Below are 12089 nucleotides of genomic sequence, written 5' to 3' on the forward strand. Positions count from 1 at the left end.
GGGTCGGCGCCCGGCCCGCCGCCGCCCCTCGGCGCGGGGCGGCGGCGGGCGGGGGCGCCGTCAGGCCAGCAGCCGGGCGAGCAGCGGGTCGATGGTCACCGCGGAGAACAGCAGCGCCAGGTAGGCGTTGGACAGGTGGAAGAACCCCATGGTCTTGAGCTGGCCGCCGGTGGCCCCGGCGCGCACCCGCGCCAGCAGCCGGTGCGCCTGCACCAGCAGCAGCGCCCCCAGCGCGACGGCCACCACCGGGTAGAACGGGGTGGTCCCCGCCACTGGCCACAGCAGCACCGACACCACGACGGTCGCCCAGCTGTAGAGCACGCACTCCAGCAGCACCCGGCGCTCGCCCGCCACCACCGGCAGCATCGGCACCTTGGCCGCCGCGTAGTCCTCGCGGTAGCGCATGGCCAGCGCCCAGGTGTGCGGCGGCGTCCAGAAGAACACCACGAGGAACAGGATGAACGGGGCCCAGTCGAGGCGGTCGGTGACCGCGGTCCAGCCGATGAGCACCGGCATGCACCCGGCGATGCCGCCCCACACCACGTTCTGCGCGGTGCGCCGCTTGAGCAGCAGCGTGTAGACGAAGATGTAGAACAGGATCGCGGAGAGCGACAGCGCCGCCGACAGCAGGTTCACGAACACCGCGAACCCGACCGTCGACCCCACCGCCAGCACCAGGCCGTAGACCATGGCGCCGCGCGGGGTGACCTGCTCCATGGCCACCGGGCGGCGGCGGGTGCGCCGCATCTCCTGGTCGATGTCGCGGTCGATGTAGCAGTTGATGGCGTTGGCGCTGGCCGCCGACATGGTGCCGAACACCAGGGTGGCCACGGCGGTCCACAGCGGCGGCACCCCGGCGGCCGCCACGAACATCACCGGGATGGTGGTGATCAGCAGCAGCTCGATGACGCGCGGCTTGGACAGGGCGACGTAGGCGCGCACATAGGCGCCGAACGACGCGGAACGGGCCGGCGCGGGCGCGGCCTGGGGGGTCTCGTCGGTCAGTGCCATCAGCGCCGCCGCGGCTCGGGCACCGCACGGGGCGCCGCAATCTCGGGGGACATCCGGCCTACGGACACTGACACGCTGAACCTCGAAGGGAGTCGGGGATGTTCACTGCTCGCCACGCGGGGCCCGGTCTCTCCTCGACGCCACGCCGGAACCGCACAACCCCGTCAACGACATACTGTAGTACTCGCCGTGAGGGCGTCTCGACCGGGGCGCGGTCTGCGGCCGACCCCCCGTTGACCTGAGCTTCCCCGGCCGCGGGGTCCCGGGGTCGCGGCCGGACCCGCTCGCGCCCCTTCCGCAGGCTGCCACACTCCCCCGCCCGCGCGCACCGTCCGCCACGCTCGCGCGCGCCGCCGCCCCCGCATACACGCGGGTACGCGCGGGTACGCGGGGGTGATGAGACGTGTTGAACACGCCGCACCGACCGTTTGGGCGATAGGCTCGCAGTTGGTCGCACCTGTCGTGTTCGTAAGGCGTGTGCCCCGCAGCGGGCCCCGCGCCGGCGGCCGCACCGGGGGGATCCGCGCACCGACCGCGCGGCAGGACGCCACGACGATGGACAACCTCACATCCGCGCACCCGGCCGCCCCGGTCCGGGTGCCGCCGGATGCGCGAAAGGAGCCCTGAGCCCGCGTGAACGTCGACACCTCGCAACCCCTGGAGTGGTCGGAACTCGACCGGCGCGCCGTCGATGTGGTCCGCGCCCTCGCGATGGACGCGGTGGAGGAGGCGGGCTCCGGCCACCCCGGCACCGCGATGAGCCTGGCGCCGGCGGCCTACCTGCTGTTCCAGAAGATCATGCGGCACGACCCCAGCGAACCCACCTGGGTGGGCCGCGACCGGTTCGTGCTGTCGGCGGGGCACTCCAGCCTGACCCTCTACATCCAGCTCTTCCTGGCCGGCTACGGCCTGAGCATCGACGACCTCAAGCGGCTGCGGCAGTGGGAGAGCCTGACCCCCGGTCACCCCGAGCACGGCCACACCCCCGGTGTCGAGACCACCACGGGTCCGCTGGGCCAGGGCATCGGCAACGCGGTCGGCATGGCCATGGCGGCCCGCCGCGAGCGCGGCCTGTTCGACCCCGAGTCGGCTCCGGGCGAGTCCCCCTTCGACCACTTCGTCTACGCCATCTGCTCCGACGGCGACGTCCAGGAGGGCATCAGCCACGAGGCCAGCTCGCTGGCCGGCACGCAGAAGCTCGGCAACCTCGTCCTCATCTACGACGACAACCACATCTCCATCGAGGACGACACCCAGATCGCGTTCTCCGAGGACGTCGCCGCGCGCTACCGCGCCTACGGCTGGCACGTCCAGGAGATCGACTGGACGGCCGACGGCACTTACCACGAGGACGTCGAGGCGCTGCACGCCGCCGTCCGCGCCGCCCAGGCCGAGACCGAGCGCCCGTCGTTCATCCGGCTGCGGACCATCATCGGCTGGCCCGCCCCCAACAAGCAGAACACCGGGGCCGTGCACGGCGCCGCCATGGGCGCCGAGGAGGTCGCCGCCACCAAGCAGATCCTCGGCCTCGACCCCGACGCGCACTTCGCGGTCGCCGACGAGGTGCTGGAGCACACCCGCGGCGCGGTCGACCGCGGCCGGGCGGCCCGCGCCTCCTGGGAGGACGCGTTCACCGCGTGGCGCGGCGGCGCCGGCGAGCGCGCCGAGCTGTTCGACCGGCTGGCCTCGGGCCGCCTGCCCGAGGGCTGGGAGGACGCCCTGCCGGTGTTCGACGCCGACCCCAAGGGCATGGCCACCCGCAAGGCCAGCGGCGAGGTGCTGACCGCGATCGCGCCGGTGCTGCCGGAGCTGTGGGGCGGGTCGGCCGACCTCGCCGGGTCGAACAACACCACGCCCAAGGGCGAGCCGTCGTTCATCCCCGAGGAGTACTCCACCAAGTCGTTCTCGGGCAACCGGTTCGGCCGGGTGCTGCACTTCGGCATCCGCGAGCACGGCATGGGGTCGATCCTCAACGGCATCGCGCTGCACGGGCCCACCCGCCCCTACGGCGGCACGTTCCTGGTGTTCAGCGACTACATGCGCCCGGCGGTGCGGCTGGCCGCGCTGATGGGGCTGCCGGTCACCTACGTGTGGACCCACGACTCCATCGGCCTGGGCGAGGACGGCCCCACGCACCAGCCGGTCGAGCACCTGTGGGCGCTGCGCGCCATCCCCGGCCTCGACGTCGTCCGCCCGGCCGACGCCAACGAGACCGCGGTCGCCTGGCGGACCATCCTGCGCAAGGGCGAGCGCCCCTCGGCGCTCGCGCTGACCCGGCAGAACGTGCCCACGCTGGACCGCGGGGTCTACGCCTCCGCCGAGAACACCGCCAAGGGCGGCTACGTCCTGGCCGAGGCCGGCAACGGCAAGCCCGAGGCGCTGATCATCGCCACCGGCAGCGAGGTCGCCATCGCCCTGGACGCCCGCGCCCGCCTGGAGGAGGCCGGCACGCCCACCCGCGTGGTGTCGATGCCCAGCGTCGAGTGGTTCCGCGAGCAGGACGAGGCGTACCGGCGCGGCGTGCTGCCGCCCACCGTGCGCGCCCGCGTCGCGGTCGAGGCCGGTATCGGCCTGGGCTGGCGCGAGTTCGTCGGCGACGCCGGCGAGGTCGTGGGCCTGGAGCACTTCGGCGCCTCCGCCCCCTACCAGACCCTGTACGAGCAGTTCGGGCTGACCCCGGACCGGGTCGTCGCGGCGGTCCACGCGAGTATCGCCCGGCTCGGCGGGGAGTACGGAACGACGACCGGCAACTGAGTGTTGAGAGGAGAGGGTCCTTCACCGGGTGGCGAGGGGCCCTCCCTTGCGTCGGCCGCGCACGCGGCGCGGACCGGCGGACGACGATGAGGAAGAGCGAGGCCATGACCAACCCGTTGAAGACCCTGTCCGGCGAAGGCGTCGCCGTGTGGCTGGACGACATCAGCCGCGAGCGGCTGCGCAGCGGCAACCTCGCCGAACTGATCGAGAAGTACAGCGTCGTCGGCGTCACGTCCAACCCGACGATCTTCGAGAAGGCCCTCAAGGAGGGCGACGCCTACGACGACCAGCTGCGCGACCTCGCGCGGCGCGGGGTGTCGGTCGAGGAGGCCGTGCGGGCCATCACCGGCTACGACATCCGCTGGGCCGCCGACGTGCTCCGCCCCACCTACGAGTCGACCGGCCGCGTCGACGGCCGCGTGTCGCTGGAGGTCGACCCGCGCCTGGCGCGCGACACCGAGCGCACCGTCGCCGAGGCGCGCGCCCTGTGGTGGCTCGTCGACCGCCCCAACCTGATGATCAAGATCCCGGCCACCGAGGAGGGGCTGCCCGCGATCACCCGGGCGCTCGCCGAGGGCATCAGCGTCAACGTCACGCTGATCTTCTCCCTGGACCGCTACCGGGACGTCATGGACGCCTACCTGGCGGGCCTGGAGAAGGCCGCCGAGAACGGCCACGACCTGTCCCGCATCCAGTCGGTGGCGTCCTTCTTCGTCAGCCGCGTCGACGCCGAGGTCGACCGGCGGCTGGGCGAGATCGGCACCGACCGGGCGGCCGAGCTGCGCGGCCGGGCCGCCATCGCCAACGCCCGCCTGGCCTACCAGGCCTACGAGGAGGTGTTCGGCTCGGAGCGGTGGAAGACGCTCCAGGCGGCCGGCGCCACCCCGCAGCGCCCGCTGTGGGCGTCCACGGGCGTGAAGGACCCCGCCTACGACGACACCCGCTACGTCACCGAGATCGTCGCGCCGGGCACGGTCAACACCATGCCCGAGGCGACCCTGCTCGCGACCGCCGACCACGGCCGGATCGCCGGCGACACGGTGCGCGGCGGCTACGACCGGGCGCGCGCCGACCTCGACGCGCTGGGCGAGGTCGGGGTCGACTACGACGACGTCGTCCGCCGCTTGGAGGACGAGGGCGTCGAGAAGTTCGAGAAGTCGTGGGAGAGCCTGCTCGGCGGCGTGTCCGAGCAGCTCGGAGCCGTGAGCTGATTCCCGCTGCCACCGCCCGGGGCCGCCGCGCCCCGGGCCGGGGGCGGCGCCGCCCCGCCGCGCGCATCGGGCCGCGGCGGCCGGGGCCCGGCGTATCGCAGTACAGGCAGGACCGTTGACCAGGCACGGAGCCATCCGCGAGCCGATGTGAGAGAAGACGGGGAGACGACGTGAAGGAACCGGTCATGCCGGGAGCGATCCCGAACCCGTTGCGCAGCGAACTCGACCGGCGGCTGCCCCGCATCGCCGGCCCGAGTGTGCTGGTGCTGTTCGGGGTGACGGGCGACCTGGCCCGCAAGAAGCTGCTCCCGGCGATCTACGACCTCGCCAACCGGGGCCTGCTGCCGCCCGGCTTCGGACTGGTCGGCTTCGCCCGCCGCGACTGGGCGGACCAGGACTTCGCCGCGCAGGCGCACGAGGCTGTGCGCGAGCACGCGCGCACCCCGTTCCGCGAGGACGTGTGGCGCCAGCTCAGCGAGGGCGTGCGGTTCGTCTCCGGTGAGCTGAACGACGACGCCGCGTTCGACGAGCTGGCGCGGACGGTCCGCCAGCTCGACGTCGACCGGGGCACGGGCGGCAACTACGCGTTCTACCTGTCGCTGCCGCCGAAGCTGTTCCCCACCGTGGTCAAGCAGCTGCGCCGGTCGGGACTCGCGGAGTCCGAGGGCGACGCCTGGCGGCGGGTGGTCATCGAGAAGCCGTTCGGACACGACCTGGAGAGCGCCCGGGAGCTGAACGCGGTCGTCGACGACGTGTTCCCGCCGCAGTCGGTGTTCCGGATCGACCACTACCTGGGCAAGGAGACCGTCCAGAACATCATGGCGCTGCGGTTCGCCAACACGCTGTTCGAACCGCTGTGGAACCGAAGCTACGTCGACCACGTGCAGATCACCATGGCCGAGGACATCGGTGTGGGCGGCCGCGCGGGCTACTACGACGGCATCGGGGCGGCCCGCGACGTCATCCAGAACCACCTGCTCCAGCTCATGGCGCTGGTGGCGATGGAGGAGCCGGTGACGTTCTCCGCCGACGCCATCCGCGCCGAGAAGGAGAAGGTGCTGTCGGCGGTGGAGCTGCCGGCCGACCTGTCCACCGGCACGGCGCGCGGCCAGTACGCCGCGGGCTGGCAGGGCGGCGCGTCGGTCCGCGGCTACCTGGAGGAGGAGGGCATCCCCGCCGACTCCATCACCGAGACCTACGCCGCCATGAAGCTGGAGGTCAACAGCCGGCGGTGGGCCGGGGTGCCGTTCTACCTGCGCACCGGCAAGCGGCTGGGCCGCCGGGTGACCGAGGTCGCCCTGGTGTTCCAGCGCTCCCCGCACCAGGTGTTCTCCTCCAACGACGTGGAGGACCTGGGGCAGAACTCGCTGGTGCTGCGCATCCAGCCCGACGAGGGCGTCACGCTGCGGTTCGGGTCCAAGGTGCCGGGCGCCTCCATGGAGGTCCGCGACGTCACCATGGACTTCGCCTACGGCCAGTCGTTCACCGAGGCCAGCCCCGAGGCGTACGAGCGGCTGATCCTGGACGTGCTCATCGGCGACCCGCCGCTGTTCCCCCGCCAGGAGGAGGTCGAGCTGTCCTGGCGCATCCTCGACCCGGTCGAGGAGTTCTGGGCCAAGGACGGCCGCCCCGAGCAGTACGGGTCGGGCACCTGGGGCCCCCAGTCGGCCCACGACCTGCTGGCCCGCGACGGCCGCCAGTGGCGGCGGCCATGACCCCCGACCGACGGGGCCGCGCGCCCCTGGACCACCCGACCGCCGCCCGGCACGGGGAGGAACGTTGACGCTCTACCTTCCGCGCACCACCACTTCGCAGATCACCGAGGCGCTGACGGCCGAACGGCACAGTGTCGGCGGCGGTGCGCTGAACATGGTGCTGACCCTCATCATCGTCACCGACGAGGCCGACCACTACGACGCGGTGCGCGCCGCCACCGAGGCCGGCCGCGAGCACCCCTCGCGGGTGATCGCGCTGATCCGCCGCGACCCGCAGGCGGAGCCGGCGATCGACGCGGAGATCCGCCGCCCCGGCACCGCCGGCCCGGGCGAGGCCCTGCTGCTGCGCCTGTACGGGCCGCTGGGCGAGCACCCGGACTCCGTCATCACCCCGCTGCTGGTGCCCGACGCGCCCGTGGTGGCGTGGTGGCCCGGCGCCGCCCCGGCCGACCCGGCGGCCGATCCGGTGGGCGGGCTGGCGCACCGCCGCATCACCGACGCGCTGCGCGCCGCCGACCCGGTGGGCGACCTGCTGGCGCGGGTGCGCAGCTACCGGCCGGGCGACACCGACCTCACCTGGACCCGGCTGACGCCGTGGCGGTCGCTGCTGGCGAGCACCATGGACCAGCCGTGCGGGTGGGTGACGGCGGCGGAGGTCGCGGCCGAGGCGCACTACCCGAGCGCGGACCTGCTGGCGGCGTGGCTGTCGGACCAGTTGGAGGTGCCGGTGGAGCGCACGGTCTCCAACGGGCCGGGCATCACCGGCGCCAAGCTCGTCACCGACTCCGGTGACATCTCCATCCAGCGGCTCGACGGCCGGGTGGCCACCCTCTCGCGGCCGGGCCAGCCCGACCAGACCGTGGCGCTGGCGCGGCGGCGCGCCGCCGAGGCGCTGTCGGAGGAGCTGCGCCGCCTCGACGCCGACGAGATCTACGAGCGCACCGCCAAGTACATGGCCACGATGCTCAGCGCGTCGGCGGCGTCGTCGTGAGCGCGCCCACCGTCGTGGTGCACCCCGACGGCGGCCTGCTCGCCAAGGCGGTGGCGGCGCGGCTCGTGACCCGGCTGGTCGACGCGCAGACGGCGCGCGGGTCGGCTTCGGTCGTGCTCACCGGCGGCGGGGTCGGCATCGCCGTGCTGGCGGAGCTGGCCCGCGCCCCTGCGCGCGACGCGGTCGACTGGCGGCGGCTGGACGTGTGGTGGGGCGACGAGCGGTTCCTGCCGACCGGCGACCCCGAGCGCAACGAGACCCAGGCGCGGGCGGCGCTGCTCGACCACATCCCGCTCGACCCGCGGCGGGTGCACGTGATGCCGGCGCCCGACGGTCCGGACGGCGACTCCCCGGAGCGGGGCGCCGAGCGGTACGCGGCGGACCTGGCGGCGGCCGCGCGGCCCGAGGACCACGGGCGGGTGCCGTCGTTCGACGTGTGCCTGCTCGGGATCGGGCCGGACTCCCACGTGGCGTCGCTGTTCCCGGAGCACCCGGCGCTGTACGAGGAGGAGCGGACGGTGGTCGCGGTCCACGGCTCGCCCAAGCCGCCGCCCGTCCGGGTGTCGCTGACGTTCCCGGCGATCCGGGCGGCCCGCGAGGTGTGGGTGCTGGCGTCGGGCGCGGGGAAGGCGGACGCGGTCCGCCTGGCCCTCGGCGGCGCGGGCCCGGTCCAGGTGCCGGCGGCGGGCGCCCGGGGCCGCGCCCGCACCCTGTTCCTCCTCGACCGCGACGCGGCCTCCCGCCTCCCGGCCGACCTCGTCCCCCCGGGCGTGATGTAGCGGTCTACTCCGGGACACACGCGGAACACACGCGGCCCCGGCCCCCGTGAGGGGCCGGGGCCGCGCGCGTGCGGTGCGCCTACATCCGGTCCGCGTCGGCGATCAGCGCCCGCCACTCGGCCTTGGGGAACGCCAGCCGCCCCAGCCCGGGGTGGACCGAGTCGCGCACCTCGACCCACACGCCGTCGGGCGTCCGGCACTCGACGCACTCCGAGCCGGCGCTGCTGCGACTGGACGTGCGCCACTGGTCATTCATCATCCGTACCCTCTCCTCTGATGTTCTTGATCCGGCCGATCGAGTCGGCGGGCGACAGGCCCCAGGCGGCCAGTGACGCCATGATCGAGACGAACCTCTGGACCTCGCGTGACTCGTCCACCAGCACCCCGCCCGACGCGCTGTCGGCGAACACCAGCGGCAGCCGGTCGGTGAAGGTGATCAGGCGGAAGGCGCTCGACGCGGCGGCGATGGCGCTGGGGACGCCTTCGGGGAGCACCTGCAGCTTCACGGCCCCGGCCTCCGCGAGGGCCAAGAGGTGGTCGAGCTGCTCGTGCATGACCTGGTCGTCGCCCATCTGGCGCCGGAGGACCGCCTCGGGGATGACGGCCGCCATGCGCGGGTCGCCGGGACGCAGCAGCCGTGCCGCCCGTTTCGTCCGCAGCTCCACCAGCGCTTCGATCTCCTCGGGGTCGTCGAGCGGCCGGCCGTGCGAGAGGACGGCGCGGGTGTAGCCGCGCGTCTGCAGCGAGCCCGGGATGAGGGACGGGTGCACCATCCGGATCTCGACCGCCCGCTGCTCGGCGTCCGTGATCCGGCGGTACCACTCGGGGTCGAGCGCCTTCCTGGTGGTGTCGGACCATCGGCGGAGCAGAATTCCGTCCGTACGGAGGAACGCGTCGAGTTCGGCCGCCGTCTCCTTTTTGGCCGCGCGCGTGGCGCGCTCGATCTTACTCAGCATCCCGCCCGTGATGCTCAGGTTCTGCGCGACCTGATCAAGTGAAAGTCCGGCGTCCATGCGCAAACGGCGCACTTCTTGCCCGAACAGCACCCATGCGGACAACTGCTTTTCAGCCACGTAGACAAGTGTGGACTAAATAAGTACTTTTCGCACCTGGTTTGGACAGTCGAGGCCGGTACTGGAGAAGGACTGGCCGCGTGCGGCCGCGCCGCCAATCCTTGTCGGACGGGACCCACGACCGCCCCATGGTCCGGGGCCATGACCACGAGCCATTCGGAGAAACCACTTGTGATGCAATCGACTTTAGTGCAATTGCGCGAGAGCAATCGCACTTACCTATTAGAAATGGAGCACCGCCACCCTCGCCCGCACGCCCCCCGGGGGTGCGGGACATGACCGCCCAGCGCCATTTCCGGCGGACCTTCGACGCGGTGCCCGCCAACGTGGCCGAGGCCCGCGCGTGGCTGACCTCGATCCTGGACGTCCTCCCGGACGTGCCCGACGGCATGGCCGAGGCCGCCGTCCTCGCGGTCTCGGAGGCGGCGACGAACGTGTTCGCGCACGACGCCGGTCCCACCTTCACCCTCGACGTCACGACCGGGCCGTGGTGGATCTACGTCCAGTGCGAGGACTCCGGCGCGGCCGACACGATGCCGCACATCGTGGACGCCTCCCCCACCGCCGAAGGCGGACGCGGCCTCCGGCTCATCCAGGCCGTGACCAACCTCTGGGGCCCGCTCATCGACGTCGACCGGTGCGGGATCTTCTTCTACCTCGACTGGCACCCGCACGGCCCCCTGCCCACCCGGCCCCTCCACCTCACCGTGCCCTGACCCCACGCGCCGTTCCCGGCCCCACCCAAGGGCCCGGGAACGGCGCGGGCCGCACACCATCCGGATCCGGCCGAGCGGAGACCTCCGCCTTCTCCGTGAACGGGCGTCCGCTGCTCACGCCCGCCAGGTCTCCCGTGACCGTCATCGCCGCGCGGCCCGGGGGCGGGTGCCGTACGACGCGGGGTCGACCGGCCGGTCCGCGCGGGGCAGGTTGGCGACCACGAGCCGGTAGGACTCGGTGACGAGTTCCTCCACCAGCCTCCGGTCGATCGGGCCGCCGGGCCGGAGCGTGATCCAGTGGCGCTTGTTCATGTGGTAGCCGGGGGTGATGTCCGGGTGCGTCTCGCGCAGCGCCTCCGCCTCGCCGGGCTCCGATTTGAGGATCACGACCGGTGCGCCGGGCACGCTCGTCAGGAGCATGAACACCTTCCCCCGGACCTTGAAGACCTCCCAGTCCGGTCCGAAGGGGTACTCCAGCGCCGAGGAGGGCAGCCCTTCGGCGTGCCGCCGCGCCGCGTCCTGGAGCGCTACTCCGTCCACGGTCCGCTCCCCCCGTCATGGCCCGTTCGTCCCGTGGGAACGACGGCCCCCACCTGTCGTCGCCGGTCGCCGGTCGCCGGCCCCTGGCCTCCTTCCCCGGCCCCGCCCCCGGTACACGCGCCCCACCGGCGGAACCCCCGGCGCGCGGAACCGGCGCCGGGCCGGGGCCGCCGGAGCCGGCCGGGGGAACACGGGCGCCCGCCCCCGGTGCTCCCGAGGCGGAAGGGGCGCGGGCGGAGCTGCGGGGAAGGGAAACGGGGTACGGGGCGGTTGGGGACCGGTGAGAGGCACCGGTACCGAAGTGAAGGGCGGGAAATGAGCGAACAGGGCAACGGGATGGACGCGGCGGAGCTGAAGCGGCGGATCGGGGGCGCGGGGGTGTGGCTGGGCGGCACCCTGGTCGCGGCGACCGCCGACCAGGCGCGGACCGCCGCCAAGGAGATCGAGGACCTGGGCTACGGCGCCCTGTGGTTCGGCGGCGACCTGCCGGGGGCCAAGGAGGCCTTGGCGCAGGCGGCGGTGCTGCTGTCGGCCACCGAGCGGATCACCGTCGCCACCGGCATCGCCAGCATCTGGTCGCGCGACGCCGCCGCGGCGTCGTCGGGGGCGAACGTGCTCGCCGAGGCGTGGTCGGGGCGGTTCCTGCTCGGCCTGGGCGTCAGCCACGCCCCCGCCGTGCAGGCGCGCGGCCAGGACTACCGCAAGCCGCTGAGCGCGATGCGCGCCTACCTGGACGGCATGGACGCCATGCCGTACTACGGCCCGCTGCCCGCCCCGGCGCCGCGCGTGCTCGCCGCGCTGCGCCCGCGCATGCTGGAGCTGGCCCGCGACCGCTCCGCCGGCGCGCACCCCTACTTCACGCCGCCCGAGCACACCGCGCAGGCCCGCAAGGCGCTGGGCGACGCCCCGCTGCTCGCGCCGGAGCAGACGGTCGTGCTCGACACCGACCCGGCCCGCGCCCGCGCCACCGGCCGCGCGTTCGCCCGCACCTACCTCGGCCTGCCCAACTACACCAACAACCTGCGCGAACTCGGCTGGACCGACGCCGACTTCGCCGACGGCGGCAGTGACGCCCTGATCGACGCGATCGTGCCGTGGGGCGACGTCGACACCGTCGCCGCCCGCATCCGCGCCCACCACGCCGCGGGGGCCGACCACGTCTGCGTGCAGCCGCTCGCCGACACCCTGGAGCGCCAGGTCGCCGACCTGCGCGCGCTCGCCCCGGCCCTGCTGGGCTGAACCGGTCCGGCGGGCACGGCCGTCCACGGCCGCCGGACCCGGAACGGCGGGTGTCGGGCC

Annotated in this window: 11 protein-coding genes; 7 read left to right on the top strand and 4 right to left on the bottom strand. The window is 73.6% G+C overall.

Annotation, left to right across the window (positions count from 1 at the left end; genetic code table 11):
* Positions 1-60 precede the first annotated feature (60 nt).
* On the bottom strand, positions 61-1011 hold the full coding sequence (locus NT8_RS23630) for a heme o synthase (RefSeq protein WP_067973836.1): 951 nt from the start codon (positions 1009-1011) through the stop codon (positions 61-63).
* Between the two features lie 633 nt (positions 1012-1644).
* On the opposite strand from NT8_RS23630, the gene tkt reads away from it, so the two are divergent.
* The 5 genes from tkt (at position 1645) to pgl (ending at position 8461) form a co-directional block, all read left to right on the top strand.
* A complete protein-coding gene (gene tkt, locus NT8_RS23635; protein ID WP_067973839.1) occupies positions 1645-3765 on the top strand; it encodes a transketolase in 2121 nt (706 codons plus the stop codon).
* 104 nt (positions 3766-3869) lie between these two features.
* Complete coding sequence (gene tal / locus NT8_RS23640; RefSeq protein ID WP_067973842.1) at positions 3870-4976, top strand: transaldolase; 1107 nt, start codon at positions 3870-3872, stop codon at positions 4974-4976.
* Between the two features lie 185 nt (positions 4977-5161).
* A complete protein-coding gene (gene zwf, locus NT8_RS23645; RefSeq protein ID WP_067973845.1) occupies positions 5162-6691 on the top strand; it encodes a glucose-6-phosphate dehydrogenase in 1530 nt (509 codons plus the stop codon).
* Between the two features lie 64 nt (positions 6692-6755).
* A complete protein-coding gene (locus NT8_RS23650) occupies positions 6756-7682 on the top strand; it encodes a glucose-6-phosphate dehydrogenase assembly protein OpcA (protein ID WP_067973847.1) in 927 nt (308 codons plus the stop codon).
* A complete protein-coding gene (pgl, locus tag NT8_RS23655) occupies positions 7679-8461 on the top strand; it encodes a 6-phosphogluconolactonase (RefSeq protein ID WP_067973851.1) in 783 nt (260 codons plus the stop codon). Before NT8_RS23650 ends, pgl begins: the two co-directional genes overlap by 4 nt.
* 79 nt (positions 8462-8540) lie before the next feature.
* Here the strand turns inward: pgl and NT8_RS28925 are convergent, their stop codons facing one another.
* On the bottom strand, positions 8541-8720 hold the full coding sequence (locus tag NT8_RS28925) for a DUF397 domain-containing protein (RefSeq protein WP_157515948.1): 180 nt from the start codon (positions 8718-8720) through the stop codon (positions 8541-8543).
* Positions 8710-9534 (bottom strand): helix-turn-helix domain-containing protein, encoded by an 825-nt coding sequence (locus NT8_RS23660; RefSeq protein ID WP_067973853.1) that lies wholly within the window; start codon positions 9532-9534, stop codon positions 8710-8712. Before NT8_RS23660 ends, NT8_RS28925 begins: the two co-directional genes overlap by 11 nt.
* Before the next feature lie 275 nt (positions 9535-9809).
* On the opposite strand from NT8_RS23660, the gene NT8_RS23665 reads away from it, so the two are divergent.
* The gene (locus tag NT8_RS23665) at positions 9810-10250 is read left to right on the top strand and encodes an ATP-binding protein (RefSeq protein ID WP_169805252.1); all 441 of its coding nucleotides are present in this window, start codon (positions 9810-9812) and stop codon (positions 10248-10250) included.
* A gap of 141 nt (positions 10251-10391) precedes the next feature.
* On the opposite strand, the gene NT8_RS23670 is transcribed toward NT8_RS23665, so the two are convergent.
* Positions 10392-10790, bottom strand: a complete 399-nt coding sequence (locus NT8_RS23670) for an MmcQ/YjbR family DNA-binding protein (protein ID WP_067973858.1) — start codon at positions 10788-10790, stop codon at positions 10392-10394.
* Positions 10791-11105: 315 nt separating this feature from the next.
* Here NT8_RS23670 and NT8_RS23675 point away from each other — a divergent pair, with 315 nt between their 5' ends.
* Positions 11106-12029: a TIGR03620 family F420-dependent LLM class oxidoreductase gene (locus NT8_RS23675; protein ID WP_217999299.1), complete on the top strand. Its 924-nt coding sequence runs from the start codon at positions 11106-11108 to the stop codon at positions 12027-12029.
* Positions 12030-12089 lie beyond the last annotated feature (60 nt).

The organism is Nocardiopsis trehalosi NBRC 14201 (assembly GCF_001552555.1).
In the GTDB taxonomy this organism is placed as follows: Bacteria; Actinomycetota; Actinomycetes; order Streptosporangiales; family Streptosporangiaceae; genus Nocardiopsis_B; species Nocardiopsis_B trehalosi.